The following is a 19126-nucleotide window of genomic DNA, read 5'->3' as shown; positions in this document are numbered from 1 at the left end:
CACCGCTATCGCAGGCAAGCCAGCTCCCACATTTTGAATGGTGCAAGTATCCAGTATTAAGTGGGCTTGACCCGCTCGGAAGGCCTGCGCACCCCGGCCACAATCTTGTCCACCGCCTTGGTCGCCGCCACCATGCCGAACGTGGCAGTCACCATCATCACCGCACCAAACCCACCCGCGCAGTCCAGCTTCACGCCATCCCCGACAAAACTCTTCTGCAAACAAATGCTGCCATCCGGCTTGGGATAACGCAGTTGCTCGGTGGAAAACACGCACGGCACGCTGTAATGACGGGTCACGGTGCGTGAAAAACCATAGTCGCGACGCAAGGTAGAACGCACTTTCGAAGCCAGTGGATCATTGAAGGTACGGTTCAAGTCGCAGACCTGGATCAACGTCGGGTCGATCTGCCCGCCGGCGCCGCCGGTGGTGATGATCTGGATCTTGCGGCGCTTGCACCAGGCGATCAGCGCAGCTTTGGCGTTGACCGCGTCAATGCAGTCGATCACGCAATCGATGTTGGGGGTGATGTATTCGGCCATGGTGTCGCGGGTCACGAAGTCGGCCACCGCATGCACCGTGCAGTGCGGGTTGATGCCGCGCAGGCGCTCGGCCATCACCTCGACCTTGGGTTTGCCCACGGTGCTGTCCAGGGCGTGCAACTGGCGGTTGCTGTTGCTGACACAGACGTCATCCAGGTCAAACAGCGAAATCTCGCCCACCCCGCAACGGGCCATGGCTTCCGCCGCCCAGGAGCCTACGCCGCCGACGCCGACGATCGCCACATGGGCCGCTTTCAAGCGCTCCAGGCCTTCAATGCCATACAAGCGGGCGACGCCTGCAAACCGCGGATCTTCTGTACTCATGACCATTACCCCAAAAACCGGCGCGCATTATAGGGCTACGCAGCGACAAGTTCGAAGCTTCAAGCTACAAGTTAAGAACTAAGATGGCCTTTCGCTGACTAATGTCCGGTTTTTCTCTGCTTGCTGTACGGTCAGGGAAGGGCCGGTGTAGGATGCGCGCCGTTCGGCGCAGGCCGACACCTCTTTTCGTTCCACACCTTTTGGAACCCGAAATAGCCATGGCATCGCGTAAATTTGGACTCAACCTGGTGATCGTGCTGGCAATCGCCGCGCTGTTCACCGGCTTCTGGGCGCTGATCAACCGCCCCGTCACCACCCCCAACTGGCCTGAACAGATCTCCGGTTTTTCCTACTCGCCGTTCCAGCAAGGCCAGTTCCCACAGAAAGACCAGTACCCGACCGACGACCAGATGCGTCAAGACCTTGCGATCATGAGCAAGCTGACGGACAACATCCGCACCTACTCGGTCGACGGCACCCTGGGGGACATCCCCAAGCTGGCGGAAGAGTTCGGCCTGCGCGTGACGCTGGGGATCTGGATCAGCCCGGACCTGGAGCGCAACGAACGAGAAATCCAGCGTGCCATCGAAATCGCCAACACCTCGCGCAGTGTGGTGCGGGTAGTGGTGGGTAACGAAGCCCTGTTCCGGGAAGAAATCACCCCTGAGGCACTGATTGTGCTGCTGGACCGGGTGCGCGCCGCCGTGAAAGTACCGGTGACGACCTCCGAGCAGTGGCACATCTGGGAAAAGAACCCGCAACTGGCCAAGCACGTCGACCTGATCGCCGCGCACATCCTGCCGTTCTGGGAATACATCCCGATGGACAAGGCCGGCCAGTATGTACTCGACCGTGCCCGTGACCTGAAGAAACTGTTCCCGAAAAAACCGCTGCTGCTGTCGGAAGTCGGCTGGCCGAGCAACGGCCGCATGCGCGGGGGTAATGAAACCTCCCCGGCCGACCAGGCGATTTACCTGCGTACGCTGGTAAACAAGCTGAACCGCCAGGGCTACAACTACTTTGTGATCGAGGCCTTCGATCAGCCGTGGAAAGTCAGCGACGAAGGCTCGGCGGGCGCCTACTGGGGCGTGTACAACGCCGCACGCCAGCAGAAATTCAACTTTGAAGGCCCCGTGGTCGCGATCCCGCAATGGCGCGTGCTGGCCATCGGTTCGGTGGTGCTCGCGCTGTTGTCGCTGACCCTGCTGATGATCGACGGCTCGGCCCTGCGCCAGCGTGGCCGCACCTTCCTGACCTTTATCGCGTTCCTGTGCGGTTCGGTGCTGGTGTGGATCGGCTACGACTACAGCCAGCAATACAGCACCTGGTTCAGCGTGACCGTGGGCATTCTCCTGGCCCTCGGTGCCCTGGGCGTGTTTATCGTGTTGCTGACCGAAGCCCATGAGTTGGCGGAAGCGGTCTGGACCCACAAGCGCCGGCGTGAATTCCTGCCAGTAGTGGGGGATTCGGACTACCGTCCAAAAGTGTCGATCCACGTGCCCTGCTACAACGAGCCGCCGGAGATGGTCAAACAGACCCTCGACGCGTTGGCCGCGCTCGATTACCCGGACTACGAAGTCCTGATCATCGACAACAACACTAAGGACCCGGCCGTGTGGGAGCCGGTGCGCGACTACTGCGAAACCCTGGGCCCGCGCTTCAAGTTCTTCCATGTCGCGCCCCTGGCCGGTTTCAAAGGTGGCGCACTGAACTACCTGATCCCGCACACCGCCAAGGATGCCGAGGTGATCGCGGTGATCGACTCCGATTACTGCGTATCGCCGAACTGGCTCAAGCACATGGTGCCGCACTTCGCCGACCCGAAAATCGCCGTGGTGCAGTCGCCGCAGGATTACCGCGACCAGAACGAAAGCACCTTCAAGAAGCTCTGCTATGCGGAATACAAAGGCTTCTTCCATATCGGCATGGTCACCCGCAACGACCGCGATGCGATCATCCAGCACGGCACCATGACCATGACCCGTCGCTCGGTGCTCGAAGAACTGGGCTGGGCCGACTGGTGCATCTGCGAAGACGCCGAACTGGGCCTGCGTGTGTTCGAGAAAGGCCTGTCGGCGGCGTATTACCACGACAGCTACGGCAAGGGCCTGATGCCGGATACCTTTATCGACTTCAAGAAACAGCGTTTCCGCTGGGCCTACGGGGCAATCCAGATCATCAAGCGCCACACCGCGAGCCTGTTGCGCGGCAAGGACACCGAACTGACCCGTGGCCAGCGTTACCACTTCCTGGCGGGCTGGCTGCCGTGGGTGGCGGACGGCATGAACATCTTCTTCACCGTGGGTGCGCTGCTGTGGTCGGCGGCGATGATCATCGTGCCGACGCGGGTCGATCCGCCGCTGCTGATTTTCGCGATCCCGCCGTTGGCGCTGTTCGTGTTCAAGGTGGGCAAGATCATCTTCCTTTACCGTCGTGCGGTAGGCGTGAACTTGAAGGACGCATTCTGCGCGGCGCTGGCCGGTCTGGCGTTGTCCCACACCATCGCCAAGGCGGTGCTGTATGGCTTCTTCACCACCAGTATCCCGTTCTTCCGTACACCGAAAAACGCCGATAACCACGGCTTCTGGGTGGCGATTTCCGAAGCCCGCGAAGAGATGTTCATCATGCTGCTGTTGTGGGGCGCGGCGCTGGGGATCTACCTGGTGCAGGGCCTGCCGAGCAATGACATCCGCTTCTGGGTGGTGATGTTGCTGGTGCAGTCGCTGCCGTATGTGGCGGCGCTGGTCATGGCGTTCCTGTCTTCGCTGCCGAAACCGGCGGCGGCAGCGCAACCCGCACCGGCTGCGTAAAAACTTGCGCAATGCACTAAACGGCGGCCTCTGGCCGCCGTTTTGCTATAAGATAACGGCCGTTTTATGAGTCTTGGCCCAGGCCAATGCTTTGTGTGGGAGGGGCGGTGCGACGATTCGACTTGCCCCCGATGGCGGTGAGCCAGTCAACAGATGCAGTGACTGACACTCAGCCATCGGGGGCAAGCCCCCTCCCACACTGAATCTGCGCACCTTACGTCCTGCGCCCATCACATGCTTCCGGAGTTTCCCATGACGGCCCATGCCGACCTTTCGCCGACCCTTCAACTTGCCATCGACCTGATCCGTCGCCCCTCGGTGACGCCGATCGACGCCGATTGCCAGAAGCTGATGATGCAGCGCCTGGGCGACGCCGGTTTTGCGCTTGAGCCGATGCGCATCGAAGACGTGGACAACTTCTGGGCCACCCACGGCAAGCACGATGGCCCGGTGCTGTGCTTTGCCGGCCACACCGACGTGGTACCGACCGGCCCGGTGCAGGCGTGGCAGAACGACCCGTTCGACGCACTGATCGATGAAAACGGCATGCTCTGCGGGCGTGGCGCAGCGGACATGAAAGGCAGCCTGGCGGCCATGCTGGTGGCGGCGGAGCGTTTTGTCGCCGACTACCCCGACCACAAGGGTTCGGTGGCTTTCCTGATCACCAGCGATGAAGAAGGCCCGGCGCACCACGGCACCAAGGCCGTGATCGAACGCCTGGCTGCACGCAAGGAACGCCTGGACTGGTGCATCGTCGGCGAGCCGTCGAGCACCACGCTGGTGGGCGACGTGGTCAAGAACGGCCGTCGCGGCTCCCTCGGCGCCACCCTGACCGTGCGCGGCGTGCAAGGTCACGTAGCCTACCCGCACCTGGCGAAGAACCCGATCCACCTGGCCGCGCCGGCCCTGGCCGAACTGGCCGCCGAGCACTGGGATGACGGCAACACCTTCTTCCCGCCGACCAGCTTCCAGATCTCCAACCTCAATTCCGGCACCGGCGCGACCAACGTGATCCCCGGTGACCTGACGGCGGTGTTCAACTTCCGTTTCTCCACCGAGTCCACCGTCGAAGGCCTGCAGCAACGGGTTGCGGAGATTCTCGACAAGCACGGCCTGGACTGGCACGTGGAGTGGGCGCTGTCGGGCCTGCCGTTCCTCACCGAACCGGGCGCCTTGCTGGATGCGGTGTCGGCGAGCATCAAGGCGATCACCGGGCGTGAGACCCAGGCGTCCACCAGCGGTGGCACCTCCGATGGGCGTTTCATCGCCACCCTCGGCACCCAAGTGGTCGAGTTGGGTCCGGTCAACGCGACGATCCACCAGGTCAACGAGCGCATCCTGGCCAGCGACCTCGATGTGCTGACCGAAATCTACTACCAGACCCTGATCAAGTTGCTCGCCTGATGCTCGCCTGCCCCATTTGCAGCGCGCCGCTCAACACGGTGGACAATGGCGTGGCGTGCCCGGCCGGGCATCGTTTTGACCGTGCGCGCCAGGGTTACCTGAACCTGTTGCCGGTGCAGCACAAGAACAGCCGCGACCCGGGCGACAACCTGGCCATGGTCGAAGCGCGCCGCGATTTCCTCAACGCCGGGCACTACGCCCCGGTGGCCAGGCGCCTGGCCGAACTGGCCGCCGAACGCGCGCCGCAGCGCTGGGTCGATATCGGCTGTGGCGAGGGTTACTACACCGCGCAAATCGCCGACGCCCTGCCTCACGCCGATGGCTACGCACTGGATATTTCCAAGGAAGCGGTCAAGCGTGCATGCAAGCGCAACCCTGCGCTGACCTGGTTGATCGCCAGCATGGCCCGCGTGCCGTTGGCGTCAGGCAGCTGCCAGTTTCTCGCCAGCGTGTTCAGCCCATTGGACTGGGAAGAGGCCAAGCGCCTGCTCAGCCCCGGCGGCGGTCTGATGAAGGTCGGTCCGACCAGCGGCCACCTGATGGAATTGCGCGAGCGCTTGTACGACGAAGTGCGTGAATACACCGACGACAAGCACCTGGCCCTGGTGCCGGACGGCATGAGCCTGGCACACAGCGAAACATTGGAATTCACGCTGAACCTGGCCGAGCCCCGGGACCGCGCCAACCTGCTGGCCATGACGCCTCACGGCTGGCGTGCCAGTGCCGAGCGCCGTGCGCAAGTGATCGAGGCGGCCGAGCCGCTGGTGGTCACCGTGTCGATGCGCTACGACTATTTCGTGCTTCAATAAACACCTTTCCAATACCCGCGAATGGATTTTCGAATCCCGCAACGAGGAACATCCATGCGCCAACCCGATATCGAGATTTACCTGAAGGACGCCGACGTCGACCACAAGGCCATTGCCGCCTGGCTGGGCGCCGCCCTGGGCCCTTGCACCGACTGGGTCCAGAAAGGCCAGACCTACAAATGCAAGGCCGGCAACGTGCCGGTCACCTGGCTGCCCAAAGCCGTCGGCAAATGGAACAGCCTGTACCTGGAAAGTGACCAGACGCCGTGGGACGACGACATTGCCTGCGCCCGTGCTGCGTTTGCTGCACTGAACGTGGAAGTGCGTTGTGCACCGGGGACCTGGGTCGAGGAAGAAGGCGAAGAAAGCGCCGATACCTGGATTCGGATCAGCGTGGACGGTGAAGAGCAGATCACCTGGAAAACCGCCTGATCCTGAAAGCATGAGGGAAGGGCTTGTGTGGTGAGCGGGCTTGCCCCGCGCTGGGCTGCGAAGCGGCCCTAAAACCCTACGCCGCGGAGTGCCTGACACAACGCGGCGTTCTTATTGGGGCCGCTTCGCAGCCCAACGCGGGGCAAGCCCGCTCACCACAACAGGGGTTCAGCGCGCGTTAAAGCCCCACCACATCCTCCGCCTGCAACCCCTTCTCGCCAGTCACCACGGCGTATTCCACCTGCTGGCCCTCGGCCAGGGAACGGTGGCCTTCGCCGCGAATGGCACGGTAATGCACAAACACATCCTTGCCGTCTTCGCGTTGAATGAAGCCATAGCCCTTTGCATCGTTGAACCATTTCACATTGCCGGTTTCACGCGTTGTCATTCTGTTTTTGCTCCCACAGTTTTTTATTGTTGGGTCAGTCGCATTGAACTGCCGAGTATAAGACAGGCTCAAAAACGATCAACTCAAGTTTACATCGCTGCTTTTTTGCCGATTTTCGGCGAATACGGCACACTACCCGCCCGAGCGCCTGCTCGGTTTTTTCCACTTGAAGCAGCACGCCTATGACCCGCTCCCCGTTCCGCCGTCTAGTGTTTGGCACCTTGCGCCGACTGTTGTACCTCTGGGTTCGCTCGGAGACGATCAACCAGTCGTCCCTAACCCTCAACCTGGACCGCAGCCGGCCGGTGTTCTACGTCCTGCAATCACCCTCCCTCACCGAATTGGCCGTAGTCGATGCCGAGTGCACCAAGGCCGGCCTGCCGCGCCCGGTGCTGCCGGTTTCGGTCGGCCCGCTGATGGAACCGGCGGCGTTCTTCTACCTCACGCCGGAACCGGACTGGCTCGGCCGCCAGGACAAGCGTGGTGCACCGCCCACGCTGACCCGCCTGGTCGATACCCTCAGCGAGCACGCCGAAGAGAATGCACAAATCATTCCGGTCAGCGTGTTCTGGGGCCAGTCCCCCGAGAGCGAGTCCAGCCCGTGGAAGCTGTTGTTTGCCGACAGCTGGGCGGTCACCGGGCGTCTACGTCGCCTGTTGAGCATCCTGATCCTGGGTCGCAAGACCCGCGTGCAATTCTCTGCGCCAATCAACCTGCGTGAATTGATCGAGCACAATAAAGGGCACGAACGCACGGTGCGCATGGCCCAACGCATCCTGCGTGTGCACTTTCGTAACCTGAAGACGGCGGTGATCGGTCCCGATCTGTCACACCGGCGCAATCTGGTGAAGGGCCTGGTCAACATGCCGCTGGTGCGCCAGGCCATCATCGACGAGGCCGAACGGGAAAAGATCAGCCCGGAAAAAGCCAAGGCCCAGGCCTTGCGCTACGGCAACGAAATCGCCTCGGACTACACCTACACCGCGATCCGCTTTCTCGAAGTGGTGCTGAGCTGGTTCTGGAACAAGATCTACGACGGCATCAAGGTCAACAACATCGAAGGCGTGCAAAAGGTTGCCCAGGGCTACGAGGTGATCTACGTCCCTTGCCACCGCAGCCATATCGATTACCTGCTGCTGTCCTACCTGCTGTTCAAGAATGGCCTGACCCCACCGCACATCGCCGCCGGGATCAACCTGAACATGCCGGTGATCGGCAGCCTGCTGCGCCGTGGCGGTGCGTTTTTCATGCGCCGCACCTTCAAGGGCAACCCGCTGTACACCTCGGTGTTCAACGAATACCTGCATACCTTGTTCACCAAGGGTTTCCCGGTGGAGTACTTCGTCGAAGGCGGACGCTCGCGTACCGGGCGCATGCTGCAGCCGAAGACCGGGATGCTGGCGATCACCCTGCGCAGCTTCCTGCGCTCATCGCGCATGCCGATCGTGTTCGTGCCGGTGTACATCGGTTATGAACGCGTACTTGAAGGCCGTACCTACCTCGGTGAATTGCGCGGCGCGAGCAAGAAGAAAGAGTCGATCTTCGATATTTTCAAAGTGGTCGGCGCCCTCAAGCAGCGCTTCGGCCAGGTCGCGGTCAACTTCGGCGAACCGATCAAGCTGGCCGAATTCCTCGACAGCGAACAACCGGACTGGCGTGCCCAGGAGTTGGGGCCGAACTACAAGCCGGCCTGGCTCAACGAAACCACCAACCGCCTCGGCGAACAGGTGGCACGCCACTTGAACGAAGCCGCCGCCGTGAACCCGGTGAACCTGGTCGCCCTGGCGCTGCTGTCCACCACCCGCCTGGCCCTGGACGAACAAGCCATGGCGCGCCAGTTGGACCTGTACCTGGCGCTGTTGCGCCGTGTGCCCTACTCGCCCCATACCACCTTGCCCGAAGGTGATGGCCTGGCGCTGATCAAGCATGTGAAGGACATGGATTTGCTGTCGGAACAGAGCGATGCCTTGGGCAAGATTCTTTACCTGGGCGAGCAGAACGCCGTCCTGATGACCTACTACCGCAACAACGTGCTGCACATCTTTGCCCTGCCGGCACTGCTGGCGAGTTTCTTCCAGAGCAGCTCGCGGATGAGCCGCGAGCAGATCCAGCGCTACACCCACGCGCTGTACCCGTACCTGCAATCGGAGCTGTTTATCCGCTGGTCGCTGGAAGAGCTCGATACCGTGATCGACCAGTGGCTGGAAGCCTTTGTCGAACAAGGTTTGCTGCGTTTCGAAAACAACGTATACCTGCGCCCGGCGCCGAGTTCACGGCACTTCGTGTTGCTGACGCTGCTGTCCAAGAGCATCGCCCAGACCCTGCAACGCTTCTACATGGCGATTTCGCTGCTGCTCAACAGCGGCCAGAACAGCATCAGCGCCGAAGAGCTGGAAGACCTGTGCACGATCATGGCCCAGCGCCTGTCGATCCTGCATGGCCTCAATGCTCCGGAGTTCTTCGACAAGAGCCTTTTCCGACATTTCATCCAGACCTTGCTGGAACAAGATGTGCTGCGCCGCGATGACGCCGGCAAGCTGAGCTATCACGACCTGCTCGGCGAACTGGCCGAAGGCGCGGCCAAGCGCGTGTTGCCGGCGGAGATTCGCCTGTCGATCCGCCAGGTGGCATTGCATCGTGTGGATGGCGCGGCCGAAATACCCATCGAACCTGAAGAAAACCACTAGATTTGAAAAGGCGCCGGTTGGATGCCGGCGCTGTTGAAAAGGAGCGACACCATGAAAAAGATCATCCTCCTGGGCCTTACCGCCCTGCTCGGAGCCTGCCAGTCCATGAGCCCCACCCCCAAGGCCAGCCTCGATGGCGAAGTGTTCTACCTGCAACGCATCGCCCTGCCGCCAACCGCGACCTTGAGTGTCAGCCTGCAAGACGTTTCGCTGGCAGATGCACCGGCTGTGACCCTCGCCGAGCAGAAAGGCCCGGTCAAAGGCCAGGTGCCGCTGCCGTTTCACCTGAGCTACGACCCGGCCCAAGTCAAACCCGGCCACAGCTACTCGGTCAGCGCTCGCATCGAAGTGGATGGCAAGCTACTGTTTATTACCACCGAGCGACACGCTGTACAGCTCAACGGCCAGGATCCTCAACCACTGCGTCTGCGCGTTGACGCGGCGGCCCACTGAATTCGATAAAAAGGAAGCGCCCATGCTCCGTAACTCCCTTCGCCTGACTGCCCTGTGTGCCGGCCTGCTGCTCGGTGCCAACGCCATGGCCCTGGACCTCAGCAGCCTGTCCCAGGGCGACGCCAGCGGCGGCCTCAAGGACGCCCTGACCCAAGGCGCGCAAATCGCCGTGAAACAACTGGGTGTACCCGGTGGTTTCAGCAACAACCCGGAAGTGAAGATCGGCCTGCCTGGCAAGCTGGGCAAAGTCGCCGACAAGCTGAAGATGTTCGGCATGGGTGACCAGGTCACGCAGCTGGAAACCAGCATGAACAAGGCCGCTGAAACCGCCGTGACCCAGGCCCAGCCGATCCTGGTGAATGCCGTGAAAAACATGAGCGTGACGGACGCCAAGGGCATCCTCAGCGGTGGCCAGGATTCCGCTACCCAGTACCTGAACAAAAGCAGTCGTGAACAGATCCGCGCCAAGTTCCTGCCCATCGTCAAGGCGGCTACCGACAAGGTCGGCGTAGCCCAGCAGTACAATGCCCTCGCCGGCAAGGCTGCGGCTTTCGGTGCGGTGGACGCCAAGAGCGCCAATGTGGAGAGCTACGTGACCGAGCAGGCACTGGACGGTTTGTTCAAGATGATTGCCAAGCAGGAAGAAACCATTCGCGAGAACCCGGCGGCGGCGGCTACCAGTTTGGCGAAGAAGGTGTTTGGGGCGCTGTAATACCCGTAATGCCCACGGTTCAAGAAGACGTGGGCATTCGTTAAATTAACGAGAAGTCTTCAACCAGTTTTTTTGTATTTCTGCTTGATCACGCATTGAAAAAACCCATTCACGACCCTGCTTCTTCTTGACGAAGATGTTCAATTCAACAAGACCGTTCAGGACGGCTGACGCCGTGTTGTAGGAACAGCCCAGATTTTCCTTCACATTGACCGCAGTGAACTGCTTCGCGGTGCCACTCTTGGCGACCTGAAATACAGTCTTCTGTTTCTCGTTCAACTCTTTGTAAAGCCCTGACTCCCAGAGCCATTGCTCGAACGACTCAGCCTCCTTAACACTTTTTTCGTAAGACGCCTTGAAGCTATCAACCGCCCGCTGGACCACAGAGCACTGGTAGTCAATAAAGTAAGTCAGATCCAGTTCATCTGTCTCGGTATAGAGGTAAGACGTACCGTACTGAACGGCGGCATTCTTAAGCAGAACACTGATGGAGATATACCTGAATGCCGCGTAATCGCTTTTAAACATAAACCAATAAAACAACGCACGCGCCACGCGACCATTGCCATCCCGAAAAGGGTGCTCGTAACCCAGCGCAAAATGCAGAGAAATACCTTTGATCAACGGATGGAGGTAGCGGCTTGTCGTAGCGTCGTCGTGGCAGGTGTTGATCCAGTCAGCTAATCGCCCCAATCTTTTGGCGATGCCTTCTGCAGGAGGGGGCGTATGGACCACATTGCTATCACCATCTTGGACAACTACGTCATCATTTAGACGAAAGCTGCCGGGAGAATATTTGTCATCGTCAATGCCTTGAACACCCACCTCATGCATTTCAGCGATCAGTTCGGCACTGAGAGGAGCGTTTCTCTTATCCCAAGCGAAACGCATCATCCGGTAATTACCAATGATCATTTTTTCATCGGGTGTTCTGGGTAGCCGCTCTCTTTTCAACATATCTTTTGCTACGAGCGTCGTGGTTGCTGCCCCTTCCAGCTGACTGCTGCTGATGGCTTCATCTTCAATCAAATCATTGAGCAGATACTTGATGTGAGCGGCCTTCCCAATCTTGCTGCTCATGTACTCAAGTGCTGCAGTTGAGGCGTACCTGTCGACCGTGGATACCACGCGCTGTGCGGTCGGTGTCAGTAAAAACTTGCACCAGGCCTCAGGCGTACCGACAGGCAATATTTGCTGGTACAGACGAGAGCGCTCGTATTTTACGATGCCCCAGCATATCGCCTGATCCAAATGCTTTGGGAAGCGGTGACGTAGTTGATCAAAGTGTAAGTAACGCCCCTGGCTATCGGTTGGCTGAGTCAGCTTCATATAGTCAGAAAGATGCTGAAGATGGGGTTCCTGGCCAATTAAAACGAAAACCCCTTCCGGCACGCTCGGTGGCAACTTGATCATCAAAATCTCAATTTTTCGATTTCTGAGACTTGAGTACAGCAGAAAACTGCAACTATCTCAATAAACATCAAATCTGAGACGCGCGCTCCCTCAATTCACCATCGATTCCGCCAACCGCCCCACCATCAGCGTGGCAAAGCAGCCAATCGCAATAGAGGTCGCACGGTTGATCTTCAATGGCGTGAGCCAGGCCTTTTGAATTCCTTCAAAGCGGCTGCCCAGCATGATCCACCCCGCCCCCACTGGAATCACCACCAGCACCAGCGTGGCCATGAACCCGGCATAGCCGGGTAGCGTGGCAAAGGTGCCGAACGGTGCAATGAATGACACGATCAGCAATCCCTTGGGATTCATCACCGTCAGCCAGAAGAAGTACAGCCCGGAGAAACGGTCGGAACCGGGGTGGATGACACTGTTCTTACGCTGCCAAAGCTTGTAGGAGACATAGAGCAAGTAGCAGGCCGCCGCCAATTGCGTTGCCTTCAGCGCCCATGGCGAGTACGCCGACAGGTACAGCAATGCCACGCCCCATACCGAAACTTGCAGCAGGTACGCCAGGCACTCGACAAATGCCAGCCTCCACGAAGCCCGCAAGCCACACAACACACCTGCACGAAATAACAGGGTGTTGGTAGGGCCTGGGGCAAGCAACAACAACATCAGGGCTGAAACGGTGGCCAGCATGATTACGCGATGTCCTTCCTCACTCGGAACCACGCAGCATACAGGGCCGGCAAGAACAATAGTGTCAACGCCGTCGCCACTATCAACCCGCCCATGATCGCCACGGCCATCGGCCCGAAGAACACACTGCGCGATAGCGGGATCATCGCCAATACCGCCGCGAGGGCGGTCAGCACAATCGGGCGGAAGCGGCGGACGGTGGCTTCGATGATCGCTTGCCACGGCGCCAGCCCCGCCTTGATGTCCTGCTCGATCTGGTCCACCAGGATCACCGAGTTGCGCATGATCATCCCCGACAGCGCAATGGTCCCGAGCATGGCGACGAAACCGAAGGGTTGGCGGAATACCAGCAGGAACAAGGTCACCCCGATCAAGCCCAGCGGTGCCGTCAGAAACACCATCGCGGTCCGCGAGAAACTGCGCAACTGCAGCATCAACAAGGTCAGCACGACCACGATAAACAGCGGCACCCCGGCTTTCACCGAATTCTGTCCACGGGCGGAATCCTCCACGGTCCCGCCCACGTCGAGCAGGTAGCCATCCGGCAGTTCGGCACGCACGCCTTCCAAGGTCGGCAGGATCTGCTGGACCAACGTCGCGGGCTGTTCCTTGCCGTAGATATCGGCGCGTACGGTCACCGTCGGCAAGCGGTTGCGGTGCCAGATGATGCCTTCTTCGAAACCGTATTCGAGGGTGGCGATCTGCGACAGCGCCACGCTTTTGCCGTTGTCCGTCGGCACTGCCAGGCTTGGCAGCAACGAGAGTTCGGTGCGTTCGTGCACGGTGCCGCGCAGCAGGATTTCGATCAACTCGTTGTCCTCCCGGTACTGGCTGACGCTGGAACCGGTCAATGAACTCTGCAGGAATTTCGACAGGTTGGCCGTGCTCACGCCCAGGGCACGTGCGCGGTCCTGGTCGATATTGAGGTAGACGATCTTGCTCGGTTCTTCCCAGTCCAGGTGCACGTTGACCACGTGAGGGTTTTCGCGAACCTTGGCCGCCACTTTGCGGGCGAGCGCGCGGACCTCTTCGATATGTTCGCCGGTCACACGGAACTGCACCGGGTAACCCACGGGCGGGCCGTTTTCCAGGCGGGTGACCCGTGAGCGCAGGTCGGGGAATTGTTCGTTGAGGGTTTCGATCAACCAGGTACGCAGGCTTTCGCGCTCTTCGATGGTTTTGGCCAGTACCACGAACTGGGCAAAACTGGCGGCCGGCAGTTGTTGATCCAGCGGCAGGTAGAAACGCGGCGATCCAGTACCGACATACGCCACGTAGTTGTCGATGCCGGCGTGATCCTTGAGCAGGGTTTCCAGGCGCTTGACCTGCTCGGCGGTGTTGCTCAGGGAGGCGCCTTCGGCCAGCTTCAGGTCGACCATCAGTTCCAGGCGACCGGAAGCCGGGAAGAACTGCTGCGGCACAAAACGGAATAGCGCCACCGAGCCGATAAATAGCAACAGGGTCAGGACGATCACGGTTTTGCGGCGACGCACGCACCACTCCACCAAACCTCTTACGCGCTGGTAGAACGGTGTGCCGTAGGGGTCAGGACCATCGGTGCCATGTTTGGCTGCGTGAATTTTCGCCAGGTCCGGCAGGAGTTTTTCCCCCAGGTAGGGCACAAAGACTACGGCAGCCACCCACGAGGCGAGCAACGCAATGGTCACCACCTGGAAAATCGAGCGGGTGTATTCGCCGGTGCTCGACTGCGCAGTGGCAATCGGCAGGAAGCCGGCGGCGGTGATCAACGTACCGGTGAGCATCGGGAACGCGGTACTGGTCCAGGCAAAGCTGGCGGCCTTGAGCCGGTCGTAGCCCTGCTCCATTTTGATCGCCATCATCTCCACGGCGATGATCGCGTCATCCACCAGCAAGCCCAACGCCAACACCAGTGCGCCCAGGGAAATCTTGTGCAGGCCGATGCCGAGGTAATACATGGTGGCAAACGTCATCGCCAGCACCAGCGGAATCGCCAGGGCCACTACCATGCCGGTGCGCACGCCGAGAGAGAAGAAACTCACCAGCAACACGATGGCCAGCGCTTCGGCCAGTACCTGCACGAATTCGCCGACGCTGGTCTTCACCGCTGCCGGTTGGTCCGACACCTTGCGCAGCTCCATACCCGCCGGAAGGTTCTTCTGCAGGCGTGCGAATTCACCTTCCAGGGCCTTACCCAATACCAGGATGTCGCCGCCATCGCGCATCGCCACGGCCAGGCCGATGGCGTCTGCGCCCATGTAGCGCATGCGGGGTGCCGGTGGATCGTTGAACCCGCGGTGGATGTCGGCCACATCACCGATGCGGAAGGTGCGGTCACCCACGCGGATCGGGAAATTGCGGATCTCTTCCACGCTCTTGAAGTTGCCCGATACACGCAGTTGCACACGTTCACTCGGGGTTTCAAAGAAACCCGCAGTGGACACCGCATTCTGTTCCTGCAACGCCTGTTGCACCGCCGCCAAAGGCAAGCCGAGGGTGGCGAGCTTGAGGTTGGACAGCTCGATCCAGATTTTTTCATCCTGCAGGCCGAGCAACTCGACCTTGCCCACATCCGCCACGCGCTGCAGTTGGATCTGGATGCGGTCGGCGTAGTCCTTGAGCACCGCGTAGTCGAAACCGTCGCCGGTCAGGGCGTAGATATTGCCGAAGGTGGTGCCGAATTCATCGTTGAAAAACGGCCCCTGGATATCCGGCGGCAAGGTCTGGCGGATGTCGCTGATCTTCTTGCGCACCTGGTACCACAGCTCGGGGATCTGCGCCGAATGCATGGAGTCGCGGGCCATGAAGGTGACCTGGGATTCGCCGGGGCGCGAGAAGGAGACGATACGTTCGTACTCCCCGGTCTCCATGAGTTTTTTCTCGATGCGTTCGGTGACCTGCCGCGAGACTTCCTGCGCCGTTGCGCCAGGCCAGTTGGTCTTGATCACCATGGCCTTGAAGGTGAACGGCGGGTCTTCACTTTGCCCCAGCTTGGAGTAGGACAGGGTGCCGACCACTGCCAGCAGGATCATCAGGAACAGTACGATCTGGCGATTGCGCAACGCCCATTCGGAAAGATTGAAACCCATCGGGGACTACTCCTTGGCCGCCAGATTCACCACACGGTTGGAGCGGTCCACCGGGCGCACTTGCTGGCCCTCGTGAAGCACGTGCACACCGGCGGCGATCACCCAATCCGTCGGGGCCAGGCCTTCCAGGACCGGGACGGTTTTCTCACCGAAGGCACCGATGCGCACCGGCGTGCGCTTGAGCGTGTTGTCGGGCTGGACGCGCCATACGTAGGACGCACCGTTCTCCGCACTGAGGGCAGACAGCGGCACCGACAACGGAACATCGCCGTCGACCTGTATGAATACCCGTGCGCTCTGGCCCAGTTCGGCCGGGACCTTGCCGCCGGTGAACGCCACACGCGCCGCAAACGTGCGCGACTTGGGATCGGCCGCCGGTGACAGCTCGCGAATACGCCCGGTAAAACGCTGATCCGGCTGGCTCCACAACTCCACAGAGACCGGCTGGCCGATCTTGAAGCGGCCGAAACCTTGTTCCGGCAGGCTGATCAGCACTTCGCGCTCACCATCGGTCGCCAGGGTAAACACAGTTTGCCCGGCGGACACCACTTGGCCGACTTCCACCGCACGCTTGGCCACCACCCCGTCCTGAGGTGCACGCAGAACGGCATAGCCGGCCTGGTTGCTGGCCACGTCGAACTCGGCCTTGATCTGCTTGAGGCGTGCTTCACCGGATCGGTAGAGGTTTTCGGAATTATCGTACTGGGAACGGCTGACCATCTGACGGTCCATCAGGGTCTTGTAGCGGTCGCGCTCGGCCCGCACCAGGCTCAGGTTGGCCTCGGCGGCGGCAACCTGGGCTCGGGTCGCTTCCAGCTGCAGGCGCACGTCCTGAGGGTCCAGCTCCGCCAGCGGCTGGTTGGCCTTGACCCGTTCGCCCTCCTCCACTAAACGCTTGCTGACTTTGCCACCGATGCGAAAAGCCAGGTCCGGTTCATAGCGGGCGCGCACTTCGCCGGGGTAGCTGTCCATCGCCTGCGAAGAAGGCTGAGGCTGCACCACCATGGCTGGGCGGATGGTAATCTGGGCCGCTTCTTCATGGCCGCAGGCGGCTAACAGCACGACCAAACTGACAGGCAAAGCAAAGGGCAGGAAGGTGCTGCGCATGCTGTAGGACCTTTCGCAAGTAGAGCTAGGAATAATTATACTGGCGGGTATGGTATTAATACCAAACTCGCCAGTCCAGTATTAAAGGTGAAAATGTCCGACAATCCTCTGAACACCAATAGCCCCGGGCGCCCCAAGGACATGGCAAAACGCCAGGCAATCCTCGAAGCAGCGAAAATCCTGTTTTTGAGCAATGGCTACGCCAGTACCAGCATGGACGCGGTGGCACTGGAAGCCGGCGTGTCGAAACTGACCGTCTATAGCCACTTCAACGATAAAGAGACCTTGTTCACCGCCGCGGTGGTGGCCAAGTGCGAAGAACAACTGCCGGTGATGTACTTCGAGTTGCCCGAGGGCATACCCGTACAAACTGTGCTGTTGAATATCGCGCGGGGGTTCCATCGGCTGATCAACAGTGAAGAGTCGGTCAACCTGCATCGCCTGATGATGACCACCGGCAACCAGGACGTGAAACTCTCGCAGATCTTCTTCGAGGCCGGCCCCATGCGCATGCTGCAGGGCATGGAACGCCTGCTCGGCAAGATCGACCAGAGCGGCGCGCTGAGCATCGACAAGCCATTTACGGCGGCCGAGCATTTCTTCTGTCTGCTCAAGGGCACGGCGAATTTCTGCTTGCTGTATGGCTGCGGCGGGCCACTGAGCGAAGAAGCCGCCGAAGCCCATGTACAGGAGGTGGTGGGGCTGTTTATGCGGGCTTATAGGAGAGAGGCAGCGGTAAGTTGTTAGCTGCAAGCTGCAAGTTGAAAGCACTTTAGCTTGCAGCTTGTGGCTTAAGGCTTGAGTGCTTTTTTAGGGTAGATGTCATAGCGACTGGATTTGCCATCCAGCGCATGGCTCGGCTTTGGCCCGTCAATGCACGGCGCCTTGCGCGGGCGCTTGACCACCACCCGGTGGCTGGCCAGGGCCAGGGCGGCGGCCAGTAGCGCGGGTGCGTCAGGATCATCGCCAACCAGCGGCCGGAACAGGCGCATTTCCTTCTTCACCAGGGCAGTTTTCTCACGGTGCGGGAACATCGGGTCGAGGTAGATCACCTGGGGCGGCTCGCCTTCCCAGTTGCGCATCACGTCGATGGAATTGCCCTCGAGCAGCTTCATGCGCGCCACAATCGGCGCCACTTCAAAATCCTCCGCGCCGCGCGCCAGACCGTCTTCGAGTAAGGCGCCGATCAGCGGCTGGCGCTCGATCAGGCTCATCTCGCAACCCAGGCTGGCCAGTACGAAGGCGTCCTTGCCAAGGCCAGCCGTAGCGTCGAGTACCCGTGGGCGCACGCCTTGGGCGATGCCCACGGCCTTGGCGATCATCTGCCCGCTACCGCCCCCATAGAGGCGCCGATGCGCCGCGCCACCCTCGACAAAATCCACGCGCACCGGCCCCGGCGCATCAGGCCCGAGCTGTTGCAATTGCAGGCCATGCTCCCCCACTTGCAGGGAAAAGTCCGCATCCGCCTGCTGCAACGGCAAGCCAAGCCGCTGCGCCCATTGCTCAGCGCGGGCCTGGAAAAACTCGCCCAAGGCCTCGACCCGGATGCGGCTGGCCGCTGGTTGTTCGCTCATCAATCGCTACGCTCAAAAATATTAAGGATCGGCAAACAGCGGCCGATAAAAACAACAGTCAGGTATTTTGCCAGAGCTGAGCGTCGACCGAGAAAAATGTCAGACATTCTTCCCCTAACCATCGGTGTACTGCCGACCCACAACCACTACGGCCTGCGCAATACTCAAGCGCTGGCCGGGGTGAGTCATGTGTGGCAGGACTTCTTCGCCCGGGCACTGGCCGAGCAGCTCGGCGATACGCCGGACACGCTCGCCGTGCAGGCGCCAGCACCGGCGGATCCGGCGGTAGAACCCAGCGAAGGCGCCGACCTGCTGTCGCAGATCCTCACCCAGCGTGAGTGCGACGTGAAAGACACCGAGATTGCCCCGCCAGAGCCGCTGTTCCTGCCGATTGCCGAGTTCGAAACTGACTTGCTGCCACCGGCCGCCACACCGTATCCGGAAGAAGAAATCGTCGCGCAGCAACGCCAGCAGAATTTCGAAAGCGGCTGGGTCCGCCCCATCGTGCTGACGGCCGGCCAGCCGCTGCGGGAACCGGGCCCAGCCCCGGAGCCGCGCCCTCTGCACCTGCCCATCGCAGAATTCGAACTGGACCTGCTGCCTCCACCTGCCACGCCATTCCCGGAAGAAGAGCTGGTCGCGCAACAAAAGGCCCTGGATTTCGATTACTACTGGGCTCGCCCACTGGTCACCCAGAACCTGCGCCTGGCTGCCTGAGT

16 protein-coding genes are annotated in these 19126 nt (G+C 60.5%); 9 read left to right on the top strand and 7 right to left on the bottom strand.

What is annotated here, in order from left to right:
• Nucleotides 1–56 precede the first annotated feature (56 nt).
• Nucleotides 57–872: a tRNA cyclic N6-threonylcarbamoyladenosine(37) synthase TcdA gene (tcdA, locus tag BFN10_RS05340; protein ID WP_083351546.1), complete on the bottom strand. Its 816-nt coding sequence runs from the start codon at nt 870–872 to the stop codon at nt 57–59.
• Between the two features lie 212 nt (nt 873–1084).
• Between tcdA and BFN10_RS05335 the strand changes: the two genes are divergently transcribed.
• From BFN10_RS05335 to BFN10_RS05320, 4 genes are all read left to right on the top strand, one after another.
• Nucleotides 1085–3676 carry a glycosyltransferase gene (locus BFN10_RS05335; protein WP_071488792.1) on the top strand — a complete coding sequence of 864 codons (2592 nt, stop codon included), beginning with the start codon at nt 1085–1087 and terminating at the stop codon, nt 3674–3676.
• A 252-nt stretch (nt 3677–3928) separates the two neighbouring features.
• Nucleotides 3929–5080, top strand: coding sequence for a succinyl-diaminopimelate desuccinylase (dapE, locus tag BFN10_RS05330; protein ID WP_071488791.1), 1152 nt, complete (start codon nt 3929–3931; stop codon nt 5078–5080).
• Nucleotides 5080–5889, top strand: a complete 810-nt coding sequence (locus tag BFN10_RS05325) for a putative RNA methyltransferase (RefSeq protein ID WP_071488790.1) — start codon at nt 5080–5082, stop codon at nt 5887–5889. The genes dapE and BFN10_RS05325 overlap by 1 nt, the downstream gene beginning before the upstream one ends.
• 54 nt (nt 5890–5943) lie before the next feature.
• Nucleotides 5944–6321, top strand: a complete 378-nt coding sequence (locus tag BFN10_RS05320; RefSeq protein WP_058425300.1) for a hypothetical protein — start codon at nt 5944–5946, stop codon at nt 6319–6321.
• 178 nt (nt 6322–6499) lie between these two features.
• On the opposite strand, the gene BFN10_RS05315 is transcribed toward BFN10_RS05320, so the two are convergent.
• Entirely contained in the window at nt 6500–6709 is a 210-nt protein-coding gene (locus BFN10_RS05315; protein WP_003189131.1) for a cold-shock protein, read from the bottom strand.
• Between the two features lie 182 nt (nt 6710–6891).
• Here BFN10_RS05315 and plsB point away from each other — a divergent pair, with 182 nt between their 5' ends.
• Genes plsB through BFN10_RS05300 form a run of 3 tightly spaced genes read left to right on the top strand, consistent with a single transcriptional unit; the run spans nt 6892 to nt 10561 of the window.
• On the top strand, nt 6892–9396 hold the full coding sequence (gene plsB / locus BFN10_RS05310) for a glycerol-3-phosphate 1-O-acyltransferase PlsB (RefSeq protein ID WP_071488789.1): 2505 nt from the start codon (nt 6892–6894) through the stop codon (nt 9394–9396).
• Between the two features lie 51 nt (nt 9397–9447).
• Nucleotides 9448–9849: a YbaY family lipoprotein gene (locus tag BFN10_RS05305; RefSeq protein WP_071488788.1), complete on the top strand. Its 402-nt coding sequence runs from the start codon at nt 9448–9450 to the stop codon at nt 9847–9849.
• A 22-nt stretch (nt 9850–9871) separates the two neighbouring features.
• Nucleotides 9872–10561 carry a DUF4197 domain-containing protein gene (locus tag BFN10_RS05300; RefSeq protein WP_071488787.1) on the top strand — a complete coding sequence of 230 codons (690 nt, stop codon included), beginning with the start codon at nt 9872–9874 and terminating at the stop codon, nt 10559–10561.
• A gap of 45 nt (nt 10562–10606) precedes the next feature.
• Here BFN10_RS05300 and BFN10_RS05295 read toward each other — a convergent pair whose 3' ends face one another.
• The 4 genes from BFN10_RS05295 to BFN10_RS05280 form a co-directional block, all read right to left on the bottom strand.
• Nucleotides 10607–11971: a Fic family protein gene (locus tag BFN10_RS05295; protein WP_071489099.1), complete on the bottom strand. Its 1365-nt coding sequence runs from the start codon at nt 11969–11971 to the stop codon at nt 10607–10609.
• 93 nt (nt 11972–12064) lie between these two features.
• A complete protein-coding gene (locus tag BFN10_RS05290; RefSeq protein WP_071488786.1) occupies nt 12065–12658 on the bottom strand; it encodes a LysE family translocator in 594 nt (197 codons plus the stop codon).
• Between the two features lie 2 nt (nt 12659–12660).
• Entirely contained in the window at nt 12661–15726 is a 3066-nt protein-coding gene (locus BFN10_RS05285; RefSeq protein WP_071488785.1) for an efflux RND transporter permease subunit, read from the bottom strand.
• A 6-nt stretch (nt 15727–15732) separates the two neighbouring features.
• Nucleotides 15733–16833: an efflux RND transporter periplasmic adaptor subunit gene (locus tag BFN10_RS05280; RefSeq protein WP_071488784.1), complete on the bottom strand. Its 1101-nt coding sequence runs from the start codon at nt 16831–16833 to the stop codon at nt 15733–15735.
• A gap of 93 nt (nt 16834–16926) precedes the next feature.
• Between BFN10_RS05280 and BFN10_RS05275 the strand changes: the two genes are divergently transcribed.
• Entirely contained in the window at nt 16927–17580 is a 654-nt protein-coding gene (locus BFN10_RS05275) for a TetR/AcrR family transcriptional regulator (protein ID WP_071488783.1), read from the top strand.
• Between the two features lie 44 nt (nt 17581–17624).
• On the opposite strand, the gene BFN10_RS05270 is transcribed toward BFN10_RS05275, so the two are convergent.
• Nucleotides 17625–18407 (bottom strand): class I SAM-dependent methyltransferase, encoded by a 783-nt coding sequence (locus BFN10_RS05270; RefSeq protein WP_071488782.1) that lies wholly within the window; start codon nt 18405–18407, stop codon nt 17625–17627.
• 96 nt (nt 18408–18503) lie between these two features.
• Here BFN10_RS05270 and BFN10_RS05265 point away from each other — a divergent pair, with 96 nt between their 5' ends.
• The gene (locus BFN10_RS05265; protein ID WP_071488781.1) at nt 18504–19124 is read left to right on the top strand and encodes an energy transducer TonB; all 621 of its coding nucleotides are present in this window, start codon (nt 18504–18506) and stop codon (nt 19122–19124) included.
• Nucleotides 19125–19126: the final 2 nt, after the last annotated feature.

This window comes from Pseudomonas extremorientalis (assembly GCF_001870465.1).
GTDB classification, from domain to species: domain Bacteria; phylum Pseudomonadota; class Gammaproteobacteria; order Pseudomonadales; family Pseudomonadaceae; genus Aquipseudomonas; species Aquipseudomonas extremorientalis.
The sequence above is the reverse complement of the archived record's forward strand: the minus strand, read 5'-3'. Positions and strand labels throughout refer to the sequence as shown.

Coding starts and splice junctions, on each gene's coding strand:
- tcdA (WP_083351546.1), bottom strand. CDS start 872: ATGGTCATGAGTACAGAAGATCCGCGGTTTGCAGGCGTCGCCCGCTTG.
- BFN10_RS05335 (WP_071488792.1), top strand. CDS start 1,085: ATGGCATCGCGTAAATTTGGACTCAACCTGGTGATCGTGCTGGCAATC.
- dapE (WP_071488791.1), top strand. CDS start 3,929: ATGACGGCCCATGCCGACCTTTCGCCGACCCTTCAACTTGCCATCGAC.
- BFN10_RS05325 (WP_071488790.1), top strand. CDS start 5,080: ATGCTCGCCTGCCCCATTTGCAGCGCGCCGCTCAACACGGTGGACAAT.
- BFN10_RS05320 (WP_058425300.1), top strand. CDS start 5,944: ATGCGCCAACCCGATATCGAGATTTACCTGAAGGACGCCGACGTCGAC.
- BFN10_RS05315 (WP_003189131.1), bottom strand. CDS start 6,709: ATGACAACGCGTGAAACCGGCAATGTGAAATGGTTCAACGATGCAAAG.
- plsB (WP_071488789.1), top strand. CDS start 6,892: ATGACCCGCTCCCCGTTCCGCCGTCTAGTGTTTGGCACCTTGCGCCGA.
- BFN10_RS05305 (WP_071488788.1), top strand. CDS start 9,448: ATGAAAAAGATCATCCTCCTGGGCCTTACCGCCCTGCTCGGAGCCTGC.
- BFN10_RS05300 (WP_071488787.1), top strand. CDS start 9,872: ATGCTCCGTAACTCCCTTCGCCTGACTGCCCTGTGTGCCGGCCTGCTG.
- BFN10_RS05290 (WP_071488786.1), bottom strand. CDS start 12,658: ATGCTGGCCACCGTTTCAGCCCTGATGTTGTTGTTGCTTGCCCCAGGC.
- BFN10_RS05285 (WP_071488785.1), bottom strand. CDS start 15,726: ATGGGTTTCAATCTTTCCGAATGGGCGTTGCGCAATCGCCAGATCGTA.
- BFN10_RS05280 (WP_071488784.1), bottom strand. CDS start 16,833: ATGCGCAGCACCTTCCTGCCCTTTGCTTTGCCTGTCAGTTTGGTCGTG.
- BFN10_RS05275 (WP_071488783.1), top strand. CDS start 16,927: ATGTCCGACAATCCTCTGAACACCAATAGCCCCGGGCGCCCCAAGGAC.
- BFN10_RS05270 (WP_071488782.1), bottom strand. CDS start 18,407: ATGAGCGAACAACCAGCGGCCAGCCGCATCCGGGTCGAGGCCTTGGGC.
- BFN10_RS05265 (WP_071488781.1), top strand. CDS start 18,504: ATGTCAGACATTCTTCCCCTAACCATCGGTGTACTGCCGACCCACAAC.